General features: G+C 60.8%; 19 protein-coding genes and 1 tRNA gene. 5 read left to right on the top strand and 15 right to left on the bottom strand.

The genetic code is table 11. From position 1 onward, the window contains the following. Positions 1-53 precede the first annotated feature (53 nt). Both ABFB52_RS11170 and ABFB52_RS11165 read left to right on the top strand, forming a co-directional pair. Positions 54-998, top strand: coding sequence for an alpha/beta fold hydrolase (locus ABFB52_RS11170; RefSeq protein WP_129973543.1), 945 nt, complete (start codon positions 54-56; stop codon positions 996-998). Positions 999-1,158: 160 nt separating this feature from the next. Further along, positions 1,159-1,572 (top strand): VOC family protein, encoded by a 414-nt coding sequence (locus ABFB52_RS11165; RefSeq protein WP_085747784.1) that lies wholly within the window; start codon positions 1,159-1,161, stop codon positions 1,570-1,572. A gap of 57 nt (positions 1,573-1,629) precedes the next feature. Here the strand turns inward: ABFB52_RS11165 and ABFB52_RS11160 are convergent, their stop codons facing one another. After that, positions 1,630-1,959, bottom strand: a complete 330-nt coding sequence (locus ABFB52_RS11160; RefSeq protein ID WP_085747785.1) for a hypothetical protein — start codon at positions 1,957-1,959, stop codon at positions 1,630-1,632. Positions 1,960-2,184: 225 nt separating this feature from the next. Between ABFB52_RS11160 and ABFB52_RS11155 the strand changes: the two genes are divergently transcribed. Next, the gene (locus ABFB52_RS11155; RefSeq protein ID WP_007956057.1) at positions 2,185-2,442 is read left to right on the top strand and encodes a hypothetical protein; all 258 of its coding nucleotides are present in this window, start codon (positions 2,185-2,187) and stop codon (positions 2,440-2,442) included. 99 nt (positions 2,443-2,541) lie between these two features. On the opposite strand, the gene ABFB52_RS11150 is transcribed toward ABFB52_RS11155, so the two are convergent. The 11 genes from ABFB52_RS11150 to iolC form a co-directional block, all read right to left on the bottom strand. Beyond that, the gene (locus ABFB52_RS11150; RefSeq protein WP_007956055.1) at positions 2,542-3,564 is read right to left on the bottom strand and encodes an ABC transporter permease; all 1,023 of its coding nucleotides are present in this window, start codon (positions 3,562-3,564) and stop codon (positions 2,542-2,544) included. Between the two features lie 57 nt (positions 3,565-3,621). Beyond that, positions 3,622-5,187, bottom strand: coding sequence for a sugar ABC transporter ATP-binding protein (locus ABFB52_RS11145; protein WP_102688418.1), 1,566 nt, complete (start codon positions 5,185-5,187; stop codon positions 3,622-3,624). Between the two features lie 70 nt (positions 5,188-5,257). Further along, the gene (locus ABFB52_RS11140) at positions 5,258-6,184 is read right to left on the bottom strand and encodes a sugar ABC transporter substrate-binding protein (protein WP_129973544.1); all 927 of its coding nucleotides are present in this window, start codon (positions 6,182-6,184) and stop codon (positions 5,258-5,260) included. A 160-nt stretch (positions 6,185-6,344) separates the two neighbouring features. Next, entirely contained in the window at positions 6,345-7,394 is a 1,050-nt protein-coding gene (locus ABFB52_RS11135) for a Gfo/Idh/MocA family oxidoreductase (protein ID WP_102688402.1), read from the bottom strand. Between the two features lie 131 nt (positions 7,395-7,525). Beyond that, positions 7,526-8,551, bottom strand: coding sequence for a Gfo/Idh/MocA family oxidoreductase (locus ABFB52_RS11130; RefSeq protein ID WP_085747788.1), 1,026 nt, complete (start codon positions 8,549-8,551; stop codon positions 7,526-7,528). Between the two features lie 35 nt (positions 8,552-8,586). Then, positions 8,587-10,518, bottom strand: a complete 1,932-nt coding sequence (gene iolD / locus ABFB52_RS11125; protein WP_129973545.1) for a 3D-(3,5/4)-trihydroxycyclohexane-1,2-dione acylhydrolase (decyclizing) — start codon at positions 10,516-10,518, stop codon at positions 8,587-8,589. A gap of 45 nt (positions 10,519-10,563) precedes the next feature. Then, positions 10,564-11,385, bottom strand: coding sequence for a TIM barrel protein (locus ABFB52_RS11120; protein WP_129973546.1), 822 nt, complete (start codon positions 11,383-11,385; stop codon positions 10,564-10,566). 25 nt (positions 11,386-11,410) lie between these two features. Further along, positions 11,411-12,913, bottom strand: a complete 1,503-nt coding sequence (locus tag ABFB52_RS11115; RefSeq protein WP_129973547.1) for a CoA-acylating methylmalonate-semialdehyde dehydrogenase — start codon at positions 12,911-12,913, stop codon at positions 11,411-11,413. Between the two features lie 30 nt (positions 12,914-12,943). Continuing rightward, entirely contained in the window at positions 12,944-13,753 is an 810-nt protein-coding gene (iolB, locus tag ABFB52_RS11110) for a 5-deoxy-glucuronate isomerase (RefSeq protein ID WP_085747792.1), read from the bottom strand. Continuing rightward, a complete protein-coding gene (iolE, locus tag ABFB52_RS11105; protein ID WP_129973548.1) occupies positions 13,750-14,643 on the bottom strand; it encodes a myo-inosose-2 dehydratase in 894 nt (297 codons plus the stop codon). Before iolE ends, iolB begins: the two co-directional genes overlap by 4 nt. 43 nt (positions 14,644-14,686) lie before the next feature. After that, complete coding sequence (gene iolC, locus ABFB52_RS11100; RefSeq protein ID WP_129973549.1) at positions 14,687-16,624, bottom strand: 5-dehydro-2-deoxygluconokinase; 1,938 nt, start codon at positions 16,622-16,624, stop codon at positions 14,687-14,689. A 308-nt stretch (positions 16,625-16,932) separates the two neighbouring features. Here iolC and ABFB52_RS11095 point away from each other — a divergent pair, with 308 nt between their 5' ends. After that, on the top strand, positions 16,933-17,853 hold the full coding sequence (locus tag ABFB52_RS11095; RefSeq protein WP_085747795.1) for a MurR/RpiR family transcriptional regulator: 921 nt from the start codon (positions 16,933-16,935) through the stop codon (positions 17,851-17,853). A gap of 120 nt (positions 17,854-17,973) precedes the next feature. Continuing rightward, positions 17,974-19,095: a Gfo/Idh/MocA family oxidoreductase gene (locus ABFB52_RS11090; protein WP_129973550.1), complete on the top strand. Its 1,122-nt coding sequence runs from the start codon at positions 17,974-17,976 to the stop codon at positions 19,093-19,095. Positions 19,096-19,238: 143 nt separating this feature from the next. Here ABFB52_RS11090 and ABFB52_RS11085 read toward each other — a convergent pair. The 3 genes from ABFB52_RS11085 to ihfA all read right to left on the bottom strand — a co-directional run bounded on the left by ABFB52_RS11085 (position 19,239) and on the right by ihfA (position 20,044). Next, positions 19,239-19,315 (bottom strand) — tRNA-Pro (locus ABFB52_RS11085). 89 nt (positions 19,316-19,404) lie between these two features. Continuing rightward, positions 19,405-19,761, bottom strand: coding sequence for a MerR family transcriptional regulator (locus ABFB52_RS11080; RefSeq protein WP_003179985.1), 357 nt, complete (start codon positions 19,759-19,761; stop codon positions 19,405-19,407). Continuing rightward, positions 19,742-20,044 carry an integration host factor subunit alpha gene (gene ihfA / locus ABFB52_RS11075; RefSeq protein ID WP_002553164.1) on the bottom strand — a complete coding sequence of 101 codons (303 nt, stop codon included), beginning with the start codon at positions 20,042-20,044 and terminating at the stop codon, positions 19,742-19,744. The genes ABFB52_RS11080 and ihfA overlap by 20 nt, the downstream gene beginning before the upstream one ends.

Raw genomic sequence — 20,044 nt, 5'->3', positions numbered from 1 at the left:
GCCGAGGCATCTGGTAAAAAGCGTTCTTTGTCCACGCTGTGGTGAAACGTTTAATGTTCCTTGCCTTCATGACCCGACTTCGACGCCGCCGTCTGGCGTTCGCCTGCATGGCCGCCCTGATCATCGGCGTGCCGGCGAGTTGTGCCGTGCTGGAACACACCGAACGCAAGCTGTTGTTCCGCATCGAACCGGGCACCGCCGGCTGGTATCACGGATTGCCCGGCAGCGTGCAGGAACTCGATCTGCAACCGAAGAGCTTCAAGGCCGGGCAAAACATTCACGCCTGGTGGTGGCCGGCGGAGCGCGCCAATGCTCCGGCCATCCTTTATCTGCATGGCGTGCGCTGGAACCTCACCGGGCAACTGTTTCGTATCGAACAATTGCGCGCGGCAGGTTATTCGGTATTGGCCATCGACTATCGCGGTTTCGGCCAGAGCCGTGGCGATCTGCCGTCGGAAAGCACGGTGTACGAAGATGCCCGGGTAGCCTGGGAACGCTTCCAGCTGTTGCAACCCGATCCGAACAAACGCCTGATCTACGGGCATTCATTGGGTGGCGCGGTCGCCATCGATCTGGCTGCCGAACTCGGTCGCGACGCCACCAGAAACCACACCCCACTGCCGGTTCGCGGACTGGTTATCGAATCCACCTTCACTTCATTGGCGGATGTTGCGGCAGCCGTGGCCAACACCTCCCTTCCAGTCCGCTGGTTGCTGTCGCAGAAATTCGATTCCATCGACAAGATCGCCGAGATCCACATGCCGTTGCTGGTGGTACACGGCCTGGCCGACGCCTTCGTGCCGTCGCGCTTCAGCGAGCAACTGTTCGCCGCCGCCCGGCAACCGAAACGCCTGCTGCTGGTGCCCGGCGCAACGCACAACAACAGCATGGCGCTGGGCGGACAGAACTATCGCAAGGCGATCGATGCGCTGATGCAAACCCGACCTGCCGCCCGAGTGGCGGGCGCTGCGGTACAGAAGAACCCGCGCGATTCCTGACGCCTCTTCCCCGCAGACCATCGGTCACCCCGAAAGGAAACTCTTGCAGCATCGGTTGGCAATCCGGCGTTCTAACGTTTTGCTGGATAGAGTCAATCCATGACGCTGCTTCGGCACACCCGGCCGCGCTGCGTTCCACTGCCTATTCGGGAGCACCCCCATGAAAATCAACCCGTACCTGATCTTCAACGGCGACTGCCGCGAAGCCTTCACGTTTTACGAGCAATGCCTGCAAGGCAAGCTCGAAGCGATGATGACCTTCGGCGAAACGCCAGCCGCCGAACATGTCCCCAAAGAGCACCACAACCTGATCATCCACACCTGCCTGAAAGTCGGGGATCAGATGCTCATGGCTTCGGACACCACACCCGACCGCCCCACCCAAGGCATGAGCGGTTGCTCGATTTCCCTGAATGTCGACAGCATCGCCGAGGCCGAACGGGTGTTTAATGCCCTGGCCAAGGATGGTCGCGTCGACATGCCGCTGGAAGCCACCTTCTGGGCCGCGCGTTTCGGCATGCTGGTGGATCGTTTTGGCGTGTCGTGGATGGTCAATTGCGAAAGTGACAAGTGACGCTGTCATTGCACCGGACATGAACAAGCCCGACCTATTCAGGTCGGGCTTTTGCGTTCAACGCTGTGCAAGCTCATGCCGAACGCACTGTTCGTAGTACGTCTGCTTGACGGCCGCCGGCTTCAGCCGCGACGCGCTGTCGTAGGTCTGCTCAGTGATGCCCATGGCGGTCATGCGCATCCACGGTTGCTGGAACTTGCGCGCCTGCAGGCGCTTGCGCGCGCCATACAGGGAAATCCCTGACAGCTTCGACTGTTGCGCACCGGCGGCGATGTCCGAACCCCAGGTACACGCAAAACGATGGCTCTTGCTCAGTTCCCTGGCCTGGGCCTCCACCGCGAGCAGAGCGAGGGAAAGCGTTGCTACAGTGATGACAATCGTCCGCATATAGCCCACCTAACCTTTTGAAAAAAGGCGAGTTTGCCGGGACTTGAAACATTCGGGGGCCAGCAATTTGCCGCCTTTTTTCAGCCAAGCTCGGCCGAAGGATGGCCATAAAGATGCGCAGCTCCACCGCCACCCGTCTCCCACCTCTCCCGCCCGTCAGCCGCCCGGCACTTTGCTTCGCCTCTGATTTTCCAAGATACATCCACCCGACGCGGAAGCCCTACGATGAACAGAACCATTGCAGCCCTCATGCTTGGAAGTCTTTTATCCGCCACCGCACCGCTGGCGATGGCGGGAAGCAGCGTCCCCCCTACCGGCATTCCCGGAGTCAATCAGGGAGGCACCGAATCCAAAGAAGACAAGGCCGACAAAAAGGGTGAAGAAGCCTCGGGGTCGAACTCCGGTGCAGAGTCCCACGAGACAGAGAAGGATGCGCAAACATCCAGTGGCTCAAAGGATGGGATGGAAGAAAAGAAACCCTGAACCACTTAGCCAGTTTTCGCAGGCATAAAAAAGCCGATCTCTCCGATCGGCTTTTGTATATGACGCTGATCCCGCCTTGGCAGGCCAGGACGATTAATTTCAGCGCTTGAGCTTGCGCTTGTTGCGGTACTGGTCGATCACCACCGCGACCACGATGATTAGTCCTTTGATAATGTCCTGTATGTAAGCATCGACCCCGACAAACGTGAACCCGCTGGCCATCACCCCAAGGATCAAAGCGCCAATTACCGTGCCGGTGATGCGCCCCACTCCACCCGCCAGACTGGTACCACCGATAACTGCCGCGGCAATCGCGTCCAGCTCATAGGACATGCCCATCCCGGCCTGCCCGGTAGCGGCGCGGGCCGAAGCCACTACGCCGGCCAGCCCCGCCAGCAGTCCGGCGATGCTGTAGACGATGACCAGATGGCGTTTGACGTTGATGCCTGAGGTGCGCGCCGCCTGCATGTTGCCGCCGATGGCGTAGGTGTATTTGCCGTACTTGGTGTAGCGCAGCGCGATGTGGAAGATCACCGCCACCACCAGAAAAATGATCACCGGCATCGCGCCGTGGCCGATGGCCGTGTAGGAGTCCGAGAGCATGCTCACTGGCTGGCCTTCGGTGTAGTAACGCGCCAGGCCACGGGCCGAAACCATCATGCCCAGTGTGGCAATGAACGGCGGAATCCCGGTGATGGCGATGATGCTGCCGTTGATCGCCCCCGCCAGCAGCCCGACACCGAGCCCGGCAATCACCGGAATCCAGACCGGCAAATCGGTCAGTGACGGGAACACCGCCCGGGCGAAATCCGAGGTCTGCGCCAGACTGGCCGCGATCATCGCCGACAACGCGAGCACCGAGCCCGACGACAGGTCGATACCGGTGGTGATGATCACCTGGGTCACGCCAATCGCCAGCAGGCCGATGATCGACACTTGCAGGATCATCAACACCAGCCGCTGGGAGTTCATCAGGAAGCTCTGGTCGCGCACGATCCAGCCGAACAGTTCGAACACCAGGCCGATGCCGATCAGCACCAGGAAAATGCTCAGCTCCGTCGGAAAGCGCCGGCGACTCTTGACCGGTGCCGTGGCCGGTTTGTTTTCCAGTATCGCGTTCATAACCACTCACCTTTCTATCGCATCATCGACGGCGGCCTCGGCCACCAGCGGTATCCATTAATGAACCGAGGACAGGCCCGAGGCCAGTTGCATCACCCGCTCCTGAGTCGCCTCGCTGCGGTCGAGGGTGCCCATCAGGTCGCCCTCGTGCATGACCATCACCCGGTCACTCATGCCGAGCACTTCCGGCAGTTCCGAAGAAATCATGATCACCGCCATGCCTTCGCTGGCGAGGTAGGCGATGAGCCGGTAGATCTCGGCCTTGGCGCCTACATCGATGCCACGGGTCGGCTCGTCGAGAATCAGGATGCGCGGGTTGGTCATCAGCCAGCGGGCCAGCAAGGCCTTCTGCTGATTGCCACCCGACAGTGTGTCGATGCATTGCTCCAGCGACGGGGTTTTCACCCGCAGCTTCTTGCACATGTCTTCGCACAAGGCGCGCAAGGCTTTTTGCTGGATGAACCCGTGGCCGGCGTAGTGCGGCAGGACGGCCATTTCCATGTTTTCCAGCACCGAGAGGCACGGGAACAGACCGCTGAGTTTGCGATCCTCGGTCAACAGCGCGAAGCCCTTCTCGATCGCCATGTGCGGATCGCTGATGCGCACCACTTCGCCATCGAGACGGATCTCGCCACCGTCGCTGGGCGTGATGCCGAAGATCGCTTCGGCCACGTTGGTCCGGCCGGAGCCCATCAAACCGGCGATGCCGAGGATTTCCCCGGCATGCAGGTCGAAGGAGACGCCCTTGAAAATGCCATCGAGCTTGAGGTCGCGCACCGACAGCAACAGATCGCCGATCGGCTTTTCGCGCACCGGAAACAACTGGCTCAATTCGCGACCGACCATCATCGAGATCAGGCTGTCGCTGTCCATGGAATCGGCCCGCTGCAGGCCGATGTAGGCGCCGTCGCGGAACACCGCCACTTCATCGGCAATCGCGAACACTTCGTTCATTTTGTGGGTGATGTAGATGATGCCTTTGCCCTGGTTTTTCAGGTCGGCAATGATCGAGAACAGATGGGCGACTTCCTTGTCGGTGATGGCCGATGTCGGTTCGTCCATGATCAGGATGTCGGAGTCGTAAGACACGGCTTTGGCGATCTCGACCATCTGCCGCTCGGCGATACTCAGATTGCCGACCTGCTCTTCGGGATCAAGGTTGATCCGCAGGCGCTCCAGCAGTTTCGCCGTGCAGCGGTGCATTTCCCGATGGTCGATCATGTGAAAGCCGTTGAGCTGCTCGCGACCGATCCAGATGTTTTCGGCGATGCTCATGTGCGGCATCAGGTTGAGTTCCTGGTGGATCATCGCGATCCCGGCCTGAAGCGCTGCCAGTGGCGTTTCGAACACCACCGGTTTGCCCCGCAGGCGCAGCTCGCCGGCGTCTGGCTGGTAGATGCCGGCGATGATTTTCATCAGGGTGGATTTGCCCGCGCCATTCTCGCCCATGAGCGCCAGCACGGAACCGGGGCGTACCCGCAGTTGCACATCGGACAACGCCACCACACCGGGGAAACCCTTGCTGACGTTGAGGATCTCCAGCAGGTACGGCTCTTCGACAGGTATTGCAGTGGGCGGGCTCCCCGTCAAAGGGGTGCTCGAAGCAGTCGCTGAAGCGAACATGATCAGGTACTCCATCAGCAAGGTCGCGATCGCCACCTTGCGGGCTTATTGTTGTTATTGAACGGACGGACTATTTGAACTGGTCAACGTTTTGCGGCGTGATCAGGCGGAATGGCACCCAGACCGCCGGCTCGACCGGCTCATTCTTCGCCATTCTCACCGCGGTATCGATGGAGCCGTCGGCCTGACCCTTGGCGTCCTGGAACACGGAAGCGGCCAGCGAACCCTTCTTCACGGCGTTCAAGCCGTCCGGCGTACCGTCGACTCCCGCAATCAGCACGCTGCCTTTGGCGACGCCGGCCTGTTGCAGGGCCATGGCGGCACCGATGGCCATTTCGTCATTGTTGGAGACCACCGCGTCGAACTTGCGGCCCTGGGTCAGCCAGTCGTTGACCAGGGTCATGCCCTTGTCCCGTAGCCATACGCCGCTCTGCTCCTGCTCGACCTTGATGTCCGGGTATTTGGCCAGCACCTCTTTAACGCCCTTGGTGCGGTTGGTGGTGGAGTTGTTCGCCAGGTCCCCCAGCAGAATCACGATATCGCCCTTGCCGCCCATCTTGTCGGCCAGGTACTGCATCTGCATCTCGCCGGCCTCCAGGTCGTTGGAAGCAACGGTTACCACGCCTTTGGGCAGGTTCAGGTCATCGGGGCGGCGGTTGACGTAGACCAGCGGAATGCCGGCCTTCACTGCCGCTTCAGTAATCTTTTTGGTGGCGGCGGTATCCACCGGATTGACCACGATGGCGTCGACTTTCTGGCTGATGAAGCTCTCGACCTGGCTCAGTTGCTTGACCACATCGCTGCGGGCGTCTTCGAACTGCAGCTTGACGCCGTCGGGATAGAACTTGGCTTTCTTGTCCATGGATTCGCGCAGGTAGGTCAGCCAGGTGTCATCGAACTGGGACATGCTGACGCCGATCTTCATATCGGCCAGCGCAGCGCCGCTGGCGAACATCAGGGACAAGGCCAGTGAGGCAAAACGGGTCTTGGTCTTCATGAAAAGTCTTTCTCCACATTCTTGTTGGTTTTATGGATGAGGCATGACGATTTCAGTAAGCGGACAAGCAGTCGAAGCGTTGGAACGTATCCCGAGACAGTGAATCTGGAATCGACTTTATTGGAAAATATTTTCCATATCAACCTGTTTTAGAATTTTATTATGATTTTATTCCATGGCTTGCAAACTCACTCAGTTCCACTACCTGACGACGTTTGAAACTCAGGCGCGCAGCGTCTAGCACGCGGGTTGTCGCCAGTGCATCACGGGCGTCCACGGGCAGTGGGCCACCGTTTTGCAACGCGATTTGTAGCTGCAAATAGAACTGACTCCAGCAGCCGCGCTCAGACGGAACCCGCTCACGCTCGTCTCCGTGTTCGAACCAGCCCCAACGGCGGTGCTCTTCGACGCCCCAGCGCTCGCCTTCGGTTTTCGGCGAGAGCCCGGCCAGTGCCTGGGCCTCTTGCCCGTCCAGACCCTCGACGCTGTAACAGCCCAGCGTGCCGCTCACCCGAAAGCGCGGGCCAGGGCTGTTTTGCAGGCAACTGCCACCCAGATGCGAGGTCACGCCGTCGACGTGGGTCAGGGACATGAAGAAGCCGTGATCGAAGGCCTGGTCTTTTTCCAGGTAGTCCAGTTCCGCGTAGACCCGTGTCACCGGACCGAACAGCAACAGCGCCTGATCGACCAGATGACTGCCAAGGTCGCGCAGGAAACCACCGCCGCTGCCGTTGTGAACCGACGACGGCGAGTAACGCTCGATACGCGACTCGAACCGGCTGACCTGGCCCAACGCGCCGGATTCGATGAGTTTGCGCACGGTTAAAAAGTCCGAATCCCAGCGCCGGTTCTGATAGACGCTGAGCGGTACATTCTGGCGCTCGGCCATGGTGATCAGGGTTTGCGCCTGCTGCCAGTCGGCGGCGAACGGCTTGTCGCTGACCACCGCCACGCCGTGTTCGATGCCGTCGAGCACCAGTGCCGGCCGGCCCTTGAGGGGCGTCGATACCACCAGCACATCAATCCCGGCTTCCACCAACTGGCCGATGCTGTCGAAGGCCGGCACACCCGGATGCTCCGCCGCCAGCAACTGTCGGCGCTCCGCTGAACGGGTGACCACGCCGACGAACGTCGCCGCCGGCAGACTGCTGATCAGCGGAGCATGAAAAAACCGGCCGCCATGGCCGTAACCGACAAGTCCGATGCGCATACAAGTATTTCCCTGAATAAAACGCGGACCCTGTGGGAGCGGGCTTGCCCGCGATGGCGGCGGCACATTCCACATTGATGTGCCCTGACAGACCGCAATCGCGAGCAAGCTCGCTCCCACAGGGATTTGCGTCAGCTGTAGAAATGGGGACGGTCCGGCAGTGCAACGTTGACGATCGCCCCGCTGTTCTGCGCTTCGATGCACGCATCGGCGGCAACCGCGGCGGCGAAGCCATCCCACGCCGACGGTCCACCCACCTGCCCCGCCCGCACGCCATCGATGAACGCCTGCAACTCGACGTCATAGGCCGCGATGAAGCGATCCTTCCAGTCCATCAGAATCGCGTTGGACAGCTTGGCCCCGCTGCGCAATTGAACCTGGGACGGCTCCGGCAATTTGGCGATGCCGGTCTCCCCCACCACTTCGCACTGGATGTCGTAGCCGTACTGGCAATTGACGAAGACTTCCACGTCGATACGCGTGCCCTTGGCGGTTTCCAGCAGCACGATCTGCGGATCTTTCAAATGCGCGAGGGCTTTGCTGCTCTTGCGCGGGAACACCACCTGCACCGAGACGTAATCGTCATCGAGCAACCAGCGCAGTACGTCCAGCTCATGGATCAACGTGTCGGTGATCGCCATGTCGGTCTTGTAGTTTTCACCCACGCTCGGGTTGCGGTGCGCGCAATGCAGCATCAACGGTTCGCCGATCTGGCCGCTGTCGATCACCGACTTCAACGCGCGATAACCTTCATCGTACGGACGCATGAAACCGACCTGCACCAGCCGTTTGCCGTGGGCGACTTCGGCCTCGACGATCTTGCGGCAGCCTTCGGCGGTGACCGCCAGTGGTTTCTCGCAGAACACCGGTTTGCCCGCCGCAATCGCGGCCAGCACGAACTCTTCGTGGCTCGGGCCCCAGGAGGTGACGAGGATCGCCTCGACGTCCGGCGCCTGGATCAGCGCATGGCCGTCGGGATAAACCTCGGCGGTCAGCTTCAGGTCAGCGACGACCTTGGCCGCCTGCTGCAGATTGATGTCGGTGACCGCCACGACCTGGCTGTTGAGCAAGGTCTGGCTGCAACGACGGATGTGGTCCTGGCCGATGGCCCCGGTGCCGATGACGCCTAGCCGCAACGCTTGGGAAAGCAATGACATGAAAGGACTCCTTGTGGTTGTTCGATTCAGGGCAATCAGTACTGACGGGCCTTGGCCAGTCGTTCGTTCAGGGTTTTGGCTACCGCGTCGGTGCGGGCGCTGGTGGAGACTTGCGCCACGCCGACCCGCCACCACGACAGATAACCGTGAATCATGGTCTTGGGCAGAACCTTGATGTCGATCAGGGTCGAGACCGTCTGCAAGCGCGCATCGGCCAGCGCCGCCTGCAGTTCTTCAACGGTATTCACCTTGTAGGTCTTGCAGCCGTAGGCCGCCGCGCTCATGGCGAAATCCACCGGCACGAGAGCACCGTCGAGCTTGCCGCTCTGCGGGTTGCGGTAACGGAACTCGGTGGCAAAGCTGTCCATGCCGTTGCCCATCTGCAGGTTGTTGATGCAACCGAAGGTCATGTTGTCGAACAGCACCACGTTGATCTTGCGCCGCTCCTGGATCGAGGTGGCGAGCTCCGAGTGCAGCATCATGTAAGAGCCGTCGCCCACCAGCGCATAAACCTCGCGCTCAGGCTCGGCGAGCTTCACGCCCAGCGCCGCGTTCACCTCATAGCCCATGCACGAATATCCGTATTCGACGTGATACGTGTTAGTGCCCTTGCTGCGCCAGCTGCGCTGCAAATCGCCGGGCAGGCTGCCGGCGGCGGCGACGATCACCGCGTCATCGGCGAGGGTTTCATTGAGTACGCCGAGCACGCGGCTCTGGGTCAGGCAGGAACCGGTCAGCTCGATGAATTCGCGCAACACCGCCGGATCGAGGTGGTCGTTGATTTCCGGGACGAATTCCCGGGCCTGATAGTCCATCTGATACAGGCGATTCACTTCCTCATCCAGTTGCGCCCGGGCCTGACGGGGTTGATCGCCCCAGCCGGAACGGTAGTCGCCCAGCGCTTCGGCCAGCGCCGACAAACCTGTCCGGGCATCCGCCAGCAGTTGCACGCCGTCGAGTTTCAGGGCATCGCACGGGCTGATGTTGAGGTTGAGAAATCGCACGTCAGGGTGCTGGAACAAGGATTTCGACGCGGTGGTGAAATCGCTGTAGCGGGTGCCGACCCCGATGATCAGATCCGCTTCCCTGGCCAGCAGGTTTGCCGCCAGGCAACCGGTTTCGCCAATGCCGCCGACGTTCAGCGGATGGCTGGACACCAGCGCGCTTTTGCCGGCCTGGGTTTCGGCGAAAGGAATATCGAAGCGCTCGGCAAACGCCTGCAACGCCGCATTGGCGCCCGAGTATTTGACGCCGCCACCACAGATGATCAGCGGTTTGCGCTTGCCTTTGAACAGTGCCACGGCATCGCCAAGCATCGCATCAGTGGCCGGACGACGCTCGATGCGGTGCACGCGTTTTTGCAGAAAGTAATCGGGATAGTCGTAGGCCTCGGCCTGCACGTCCTGCGGCAGGGCCAGGGTCACGGCGCCGGTTTCGGCGGGATCCGTGAGCACACGCATGGCGTGGATTGCTGCGGTCATCAATTGTTCGGGACGGTTGATGCGATCCCAGTATTTGCTCACGGCCTTGAACGCATCGTTGGTGCTGATGCTCAGGTCGTGGAACTGCTCGATCTGTTGCAACACCGGGTCCGGTTGACGGCAGGCATAGACATCACCCGGCAACAGCAGCAAGGGAATCCGGTTGGCGGTCGCGGTCGCGGCAGCGGTCAGCATGTTCGCCGCGCCCGGCCCCACGGACGAGGTACAGGCGTAGATCTTGCGCCGCAGATGCTGCTTGGCGAAACCGATCGCCGCATGGGCCATGCCTTGTTCGTTGCGGCCCTGATGGACGATCAGGTCACCGCTGTCCTGCTCCAGCGCCTGCCCCAGACCCAGCACGTTGCCGTGGCCGAAAATGCTAAAGATCCCGGCGACGAACTTGCTCTGAATGCCATCGACCTCGATGTACTGGTTGTCGAGGAATTTCACCAGGGCCTGGGCCATGGTCAGTCTTGTTGTGGTCATAACCGCACCTTTCAAATTCAGATCCGATCCCTGCGAGGGGCACTGTCAGCTCAGGGATTTGCTCAGGTGGTCCATGCTCGCGCCGATCGCCGTCTGGATATCCGTCAGGCCATGGACGCTATCAGCGAAGGGTTCAAACGACAGATAGCCGCTGTAGCCGCCAGCAAGCAGGCTGTTGATTTGTGCCGCGTTGCCGAGAATGTCGTCCGCGCCCACCAGCACCCGGTGGCCATCGCCAAGGGTTGCCAGCGGCGCCCCGGTTTCCTCGACACCGGAGATGTGCACCAGCCCGGTCAGCTCGGGGAAGAACTCCTGCTCACCGGCCAAATGGTGATGAAAGGTGTCGTGCACCAGACGGAACACATCCAGCCCGCCGACTGACTTGATCGCCTCCACCGCCGTGCGTTTGCGGCGCAGCGAGCAGGCTTTGAAACCCAGCGGCTCGATGAAACCCAGCAGGCCGTGATCGCGCAGGATCGGCGCCAGCTCGCTCAACGCGGTGCGCAGGCCCGACGCACGTTCGGCGACGCTGCGCGGATCGGCGCGGTCGTTCAACGGGCACATCACCAGCCCCCGCGCACCACAATCGCGGGCATAGCCAGCCAGCTTCAAGGCCTGCGCGCGGCGCTCGTCATTCCACACGTCAAACGGATACAACGCGTTGATCGACAGCACGCTGATGCCGTGGGCCGCGCACAACTCACGCACGTGTTCGGGTGCGGTGCCGTCCTCGATCTCGATGCCTTTGAGGTCGTTGCGGATCTCGATGGCGTCGGCCTTGAGGGTCACCGCCAATTCGATGAACGCCGGCAGTGACAAACGTGGAGCGACCATTCGGTTCAGGGCAAAACGCAGGGGAGTACTCATTCTTGTTGTTCTCCGCGCAGATGATTTATTTGGCCGTCGGCATGCTGAATTCCGGGCCCTTGGCAATGCTGTCGGGCCAGCGCTGCATCACGCTTTTGTAGCGACTGTAGAAACGAATGCCTTCTTCTCCGTAGGCGTGGTGATCGCCGAACAGCGAGCGCTTCCAGCCACCGAACGAATGCCAGGCCATGGGCACCGGAATCGGCACGTTGATGCCGACCATCCCGACCTTGATGCTGCGGGCGAAGGCGCGGGCGATCCCGCCATCGCTGGTGAAGCACGACACGCCATTGCCGAATTCGTGTGCGTTGATCAGCGCCACGGCACTGGCGAAATCCGGCACGCGCACGACGCCCAGCACCGGGCCGAAGATTTCCTGCTGATAAATGCTCATGTCGGTGGTGACGTGATCGAACAGCGTCGCGCCGACGAAAAAGCCCGCCTCGGCGCCCGGCACCTTGAAGTGCCGGCCGTCGACAATCAGCTGCGCACCCTGAGCCACGCCCTGATCGATAAAACCCTCCACCCTGGCCTTGTGTTCGGCGGTGACCAGCGGGCCCATGTCGTTGTCGCCTTGCAGACCGTTGCCGACTTTCAACTGATCGATCCGCGGCAGCAGTTTGGCGATCAGTTGATCGCCGACTTCGCCGACCGCGACCGCAATCGAAATCGCCATGCAGCGCTCACCGGCCGATCCGTAAGCGGCGCCGACCAAGGCATCCGCGGCTTGATCCAGATCCGCGTCGGGCATGACGATCATGTGATTCTTCGCGCCGCCCAGCGCCTGCACCCGCTTGCCGCGCGCGGTGGCCTGCTGGTGGATGTACTCGGCAATCGGCGTCGATCCGACAAACGAAATCGCCTCGATGTCCGGGTGCTGCAGCAAGGCGTCGACCGCCGTCTTGTCGCCCTGAACCACGTTGAACACGCCGTCCGGCAAACCGGCTTCGGTCAACAGGCGAGCCATCAGCAAACTGGCGGACGGATCGCGCTCGGACGGTTTGAGGATGAAGCAGTTGCCGGTGACCAGCGCCAGCGGAATCATCCACAGCGGCACCATCACCGGGAAGTTGAACGGCGTGACCCCGGCGCAGACGCCGAGTGGCTGACGCAGGTTCCAGTTGTCGATGCCGCCGCCGATGTTGTCGCTGAACTCGGTCTTCAACAGGTTCGGCGCACCGCAGGCGTATTCGACGATTTCAATGCCTCGGGTGACTTCGCCCTTGGCATCGGAAAACACCTTGCCGTGTTCGCGGCTGATGATTTCGGCCAGTTCGTCGTGATGACGATCGAGCAATTCCTTGAACTTGAACATCACCCGCGAACGGCGCAGGGACGATTGCTCGGACCAGGCCGGGAATGCCTTGAGCGCCGAAGCGACAGCAGCGTCCACGGTCTCCTGACTGGCCAGCCCGACTCGCGCCTGAACGGCACCGGTGGCCGGATTGAAGACATCGCTGAATCGTTCGCTACCGCTGTCCTGCACCTGACCATCGATGTAGTGGCCTATGACCGGGGCGTCGCTCATTGTTCTTGTTCTCCGTGCGAAAGTTGGAATTCAGAGATCCAGCAGCCAGCTGTGCTGCGGGTCGTTATGGAACTGCCAGACGCGTTTCGGCCCGGCCATCACGTTCAAGTAATAGGACTCGTAGCCATACGGCACGCTGACCGGGTGATAGCCCTTGGGCACGACCACGAGGTCGCTGTTTTCCACGGCCATGGCCTGATCGATGCTGCGGTCGTCGGTGTAGACCCGCTGGAACACGAAGCCCTGGGGCGGGTTGATCTGGTGGTAATAGGTTTCTTCGAGAAAGCTCTGGTGCGGCAGGTCGTCGGTGTCGTGCTTGTGCGGCGGATAGCTCGACGAGTGTCCCGACGGCGTGCGCACTTCCACCACCAGCAGCGAATGGGCCGGCTCGCTGTCCGGCAGGATGTCGCAGACATAACGGGTGTTGGCGCCCTTGCCGCGCACGCTGCGCTTCATGGTTTCAGGCCTGATCAGGCGCGGGCCGAGGCCCGTGGTGGTCGAACCGGGAGCGGCGCAAACCGCCACTTGCGCATCACTCAATGCCACCACCTGCGCCTGACTGCCGAGTGGCAGGTACGCGGCGAACGGGGATTTGTCTTCGAACACCGACTGGCGATCACCGAGGTTGTCCCAGTTGAAGGCGCCTTGCCCCGGCGCTTCGCCGTGGATGCCGACCCGGCCGCTGAGCAGCACCAGGCACAGCTCCTTGTCGCCCGCTGCGACAGGCAAGGTTTCACCCAGGCTCAAGCGATAGGCGGCGAAACCGACGTATTGCAGCTCACCTTCAGCCAGCTCGACCATGGTCCGGCCACGGGCATTGCTTTTGACCAGCAGGCTCATCGTGCAGTCCTCGCGTCGAGCAACGCACGCAAGGTGTCGAAGCCTTTTTTCGCGTAGACATAACTCGGCGCCACTGCCGGATCCTGCTCGGCCTCGACCACCAGCCAACCGTGGTAATCGGCCGCCAGCAGCACGTCCAGCAACTCGGAGAAGTCGATGTCACCATCCCCTGGCACGGTGAAGGTGCCGTTGATGATGCAGTCGGGGAAGCTCCACAGGTTGTTGCGCGCCAGTTGTACCACCGGTTTGCGCACGTCCTTGAAATGCACGTGGCAGATGCGCGACAGGTGTTTGCGCAGCACCTGCAAGGGTTTGCCGCCGCCCATGTAGCAATGGCCCGAATCGAACAGCAACCCGACTTCATTACCGGTCGACGCCATCAGGGTGTCGATGTCCGACGGCGATTCGACGTAGGCACCCATATGGTGGTGATACGCCAGACGCACGCCCTGGGACAGGGTGAAGCGCGCCAGCTCGGTCAGCTTGTCGGCGTATTGTTGCCACGCCTGTTCGGTATGAAAACGCGGGCGCTCGACCAGCGGAATTCGTTGGCCCTGAATGGAATCGGCGACCTCACCGTAAACCAGCACGTTCGCGCCGTTCTTCGCCAGCAGCTCGACATGGCTGGCAATCGCATCGATTTCCTCGGCCACCGAACGCCGCGCCAGACGACTGGAATACCAGCCGGACACCAGCGCCAGGTCATACGGACGCAGCACGTCGCCAACACCTTTGGCGTCCTTGGGAAACTTGCCGTTGAGTTCGAAGCCTTCATAACCGATGGCCTTGCCTTCGCTGAGGGCGGTGCTCAGCGGCGTTTCACCGCCGAGGGACGGCAGGTCGTCGTTGCTCCAGGAAATCGGGTTGATGCCAATTCGGATAGCGGGCATGGCTGCACCTTTTATTGTTATTTCTAGAATGTTCAACCGCGGCTCAGGCCCGGGCCGTACGCCAGGCATCGATCAGTTCGACGAAGGTGCCCTGTACCTGACGGATCAGCGTCTCGTCGTCGATTTCGCCGGCCAGCCAGGCGCGGCTCGGTTCCTGGAAAATCGTCCGGCCCACGGCGAACCCGCGGCAGGTCTGGCTCTGACTGGCCTGCTGGAAGCCTTCGGCCAATGCGGATGCCGGGGCATTCAGGCCCAGCAGCACCACGCCTCGGCAATAGGGATCGCGCGCCTGGATCAGTTCGTCGAGCTGTTGCCATTCCTTGGCGCTTTGCGCTTCGATCTTCCACCACGCCGGGTAAATGCCGAGGTTGTAGAGACGTTTGAGCGCGCGATACAACACGTCGGGATGCGGTGAGGGGTGATCCTTGGGCGGGATGATTTCCAGCAGCAGTTCGTGACCGCTGACTTGCGATGCCTGATACAACGCCTTGATTTGCGCTTCCTGCTCCAGCCGCAGCATCGGTTCGTCATCCGGGTGGAATTGCACCAGGCATTTGATGATTTGTTCCTGCGGCCAGGCGATCAGGTTGCTGCCGATCGAGCGCCCGTGCTCGAAGGCCAACGGCCGCGAGCCCTGCACCTCGACAGGCCGCGCCACCCACCAGCCTCGACCGGTGGCGGCGTTCAGCGAGTCCTGACCGAAACGCTGATCCGCCAGCAGCCCGACATCGGCTTCGATGCTCTGCTCGCGCAAATCGTTTTCGACCCGCTCCACGGCCTTGATAAACAGTTGCTTGAGTTCGCCGATGGCGCCGAGGTCGCGTCCGCCCTTCTGGGCCAGTTCCACCAGTTGTCCGCGATGGTCGAAGGCAAAGATGAACAGTTGCTTCCACTGTTTGCGCGGCACACTGACCTGATGCAGGCGTTGCAGGGTGACGTCCTGATCCGGCCGGGTAATCGGTACCGGGCTGCTGAAGAGGTAATCGAGTTCGGCACGGGTCGGCATCGCCGGCGCGCAGGCATGGCGCGACACCACCAGACCACCGCAGGCGTTGGCCAACTGGCAGCAACGCTCGTCGCTGGCATCCTCCAGCCAACCGCTGAGGAAACCCGACATGAACGCATCGCCGGCGCCCAGTACGTTCAGCACCTCGACCCGCACGCCGGGATAAATCGCGCCGTCTTCAAGACGTTGTGGAATCTCCCCGTGGATCACCGTGCAACCTTGCGGACCGAGCTTGACCACCAAGGTCGCTGCGCTCAAGCGCCGGACATTGCGCAGGGCGGTGAGCAAATCCTCGGAACCGCCGGCCAGCAGAAACTCTTCTTCCGTCCCGACCACAAGGTCGAAGCGCGGGAGGATTTGTTGCACATGTTGAGTGACGTTCTGATCGGCAACGAAACGGGTTTCGCCGTCCGCCTTGCCGGCGAGTCCCCACAGGACCGGGCGGTAGTCGATGTCCAGCACCCGTTTGACGTTGTGCTTTTCGGCGTAGTCCAGCGCCTGGGTGCTCGCCTTGTAGACGCCATCGGTGGAGAAATGAGTGCCGGTGATCAGCAAGGCTTTGCTGGAGGCGATAAAGGCTTCGCTGATGTCTTCGGCCCGCAGCGCCATGTCGGCGCAATTCTCACGGTAGAAGACCAGGGGAAAGGTTTCCCGATCCTTGAGACCCAGCAGCACCATGGCGGTCAGTCGCTCCGGATCGACCTTGATGCCGCTGACATCGCAGCCTTCACGGGCCAGCGACTCGATCAGGAAACGCCCCATATGATCGTCGCCGGTCCGGCTCAGCATCGCCGATCTGAGCCCCAGCCGGGCGGTGCCGAACGCGATGTTGGCGGACGAGCCGCCGAGGTATTTGGCGAAGCTGCTCACATCCTCCAGCCGTGCCCCGACTTGCTGCGCATAGAGGTCGACGCCGAGGCGCCCGAGGCAAATCAGATCCAATTGACGTCCACTGGCAAAACTAGTCTGGCCCATGCTGGCTCCTGTTATTTTTATCAGCCTGTGCCCAACGCGGTGACCGCGCCGGACACTCTTGGTGGATGCAGACTAAAACGAGCCGGATCGAACAATCAATAAATATTCCAATTATTTTTCACGTGGAATATTTTTTCCAATAAGCTTCAGTGCGGGCGCTCCAGACGCAGTGCATCGTTTCAGCAGGCATCCCGCTGGCGCAAGCCCAAGATTTTGTCCGGGCCGAGCCTGTAGACTGCGCACAGCCAAACTATTGTCAGGGGACGAGACGTAACCGTCCCTATAAGAACAAGCCAAAAGGATTATTTATGTCCAGCACCGATCAGCCGGCTACCGCCGAGAGCACGCCCGAGAGCGATCTTGCCAGCCCCCCGATCAATGCCGAGCGTCTGCTGCAGCTCATCACCACTGAATACGAAAGCCTTCCGCGCCAGCTCAAACGCATCGCCAGTTACATGAGCCAGCAAAGCGACCGGATCATGGTCGACCGCATCAGCGACATCGCCCGCGAGTGCGAAGTGCACCCGTCGGCCATCGTGCGGTTTTCCCAGCGTTTCGGTTTCAGCGGATTCAGTGAAATGCAGGCGCTGTTCCGCGAGGCGTATACCCACAAAGCCACGCCGGTACAGAACTACCAGCAGCGCATTCGCAGCATGATCGCCAACAAGTCGCAGAAAGCCAGCGGCGGCGACCTGGCCCGCGAGTGCATCGACGCCACCCTTTCGGGCATCGAACGCCTGGGCCAGGAACTGGATGACCAGGCCTTTGAAAAGGCCGTGGATCTTGTGGTCAATGCCGACAATATCTACGTGGTCGGGGTGCGCCGCTCGTTCGCCGTGGCCGACTATCTGGTCTACAACCTGCAACACACCAACAAGCGCATTCACCTGGTCTCGGGCCTCGGCGGCAGCTATCGCGAGCAGATGCGCAGCGTGCGCGCCAATGACCTGGTGATCGCCATCAGCTTTACGCCGTATGGTAAGGAAACCCAGCACTGCCTGCGCATCGCCCAGCACCATCAGGCGAAAACCCTGATCATCACTGACAGCAATCTCTCGCCCCTGGCCAAGCGCGCCAATACCCTGCTGCTGGTCAATGAAGGTAGCTCGTTTGCGTTCCGATCCTTGAGTGCGACTTTGTGCCTTTGCCAAGCGCTGTTTATCGCCGTGGCCTATCGACTGGAGTTGAAGGTGGACGAGATTCACGAGCAGGTCGGGTTCGAGGACTGATCGGAGCACCGTAATCTCAACGAATGCGGCAAATCAAAATATTTATTCCATTATTTGAATACAGGGAATATTTATTCTATAAACAGGATCTCTGAAAACAAAAACTCAAAGGATCCTGTCATGCGTGAACTCGGAATCGGCCTGATCGGCACGGGCTTCATGGGGCGCGCCCACGCCCTGGCCTTTCGCAACGTCAGCGGGGCATTCGAACTGCCCTTCACCCTTCGCCTGGCCGGCCTGGCTGACGCCGATCCCGCACGCGCACAAGCCTGCGCCACCGCCTGGGGCTTCGATCAGGCCCATGGCGACTGGCAGCGATTGATCGACGACCCCAAGGTCAACCTGATCGCCATCACCACTCCCAATCACCTGCACTACCCGATGGCCATGGCCGCCCTCGCCGCCGGTAAGCCGGTTTACTGCGAAAAGCCGCTGGCGGTGAATCTTGAGCAAGCTCATGCCATGCACGTGGCGGCGAAGCATGCCGGCGTCGTCGCCCGGGTCGGCTACAACTATCAGCACAACCCGATCATCGGCCTGGCATGCGAGCTGATCCTGAGTGGCGAACTCGGCAAGATCATCAGCTTTCAAGGTGAGTTCAGCGAAGATTTCATGGCCGATCCGGCCTCCCCCTGGTCGTGGCGCTGCGAACCGGAACATGCCGGTGGAGCATTGGCGGATCTGGGCAGCCACCTGCTCGCCATGGCGCGCTACCTGCTGGGCGATGTCGAAGCGGTGTGCGCCGACTCCCAGACAGTCCATGGCCAACGCCCGACCACAACCGGCAGCCAGGAACGACGTCGCATTGCGGTCGACGATCAAGCCCATGCCTTGCTGCGTTTCGCCAGTGGCGCGCGGGGTACCTTCAGCAGCAGCTGGCTCAAGCATGGCTACAAGAATCATCTGAGCTTCGAGATCAGCGGCACCCGAGGCACCCTGGCGTTTGATCAGGAGCGCTTGAACGAGCTACGCCTGTGTCGCGCCGGCGAAGGTGGCTTCCAGCGTTTACTCGCCGGACCGGACTTGCCCGGCTACGCCGCGTTCAGCCCGGCGCCGGGGCATCAGCTGGGCTACAACGAGCTGAAGACACTGGAAGTGCATGAGCTGATAATGGCGTTGGCCGGGAGCGGGCAGACCGGGACTGATTTTGAAGAGGCATTTGAAGTTGAGAGGCTGGCGACGGCGATTCGGGTCGCGGCTGAGGAACGACGCTGGGTGTCTGTCAGTGAAATCACTGGGTAGTTTTGTGCGGGCACAAAAAAGCCGATCTAGGTGATCGGCTTGAGTGTCGGACTTTGATGAGGAAGTAAACTGGATCCCCTGTAAAAGTCCCTGCGCATGAAAAAGCCCAACTCGCTAAAGTTGGGCTAAGTCATTGAATTATATGGTCGGGACGGAGTGATTCGAACACTCGACCCCTAGCACCCCATGCTAGTGCGCTACCGGACTGCGCTACGCCCCGACTAGGTTTGAAACTCGTTCTCCATCTCGAAGAACGCTCAAGAATATATCGCAAGCTTTTGAAAACTGGAAGTATTTAAAAGCAGGAAATTATTTCTTGAGAACCACCAGAACATCTTCGAGCTCGGCGATCATCTGGCGGATCATTTGCTTGTATTGGGTGGTGTCGTCTTTGGCTTCATCGCCGGACAGACGCAGTCGCGCGCCGCCGATGGTAAACCCCTGATCGTAAAGGAGCGCGCGGATCTGCCGGATCATCAGCACGTCCTGGCGCTGATAATACCGGCGGTTTCCGCGGCGTTTGACGGGGTTGAGCTGAGGAAACTCCTGCTCCCAGTAGCGCAGCACGTGCGGTTTTACCGCACACAGCTCGCTGACTTCACCAATGGTGAAGTAGCGTTTGCCCGGGATGACGGGGAGTTCGTCGTTATGACTTGGTTCCAGCATAAGCCTCAACTCGGGCCTTCAACTTCTGCCCTGGACGAAAGGTGACCACACGGCGAGCCGTGATCGGGATTTCTTCCCCCGTTTTCGGGTTGCGGCCAGGCCGCTGGCGTTTGTCCCGAAGGTCGAAATTGCCGAAACCCGACAATTTGACCTGCTCGTTGTCTTCAAGAGCGTGCCTGATTTCCTCGAAAAACAGTTCAACCAATTCCTTGGCTTCCCGCTTGTTCAGGCCCAGCTCTTCATACAGACGTTCCGCCATCTCAGCTTTCGTCAAAGCCCCCAT

Origin of the sequence: Pseudomonas sp. 9.2(2024) (assembly GCF_039695385.1) — a bacterium.
GTDB lineage: Bacteria > Pseudomonadota > Gammaproteobacteria > Pseudomonadales > Pseudomonadaceae > Aquipseudomonas > Aquipseudomonas paraglycinae.
The sequence above is the reverse complement of the archived record's forward strand: the minus strand, read 5'-3'. Positions and strand labels throughout refer to the sequence as shown.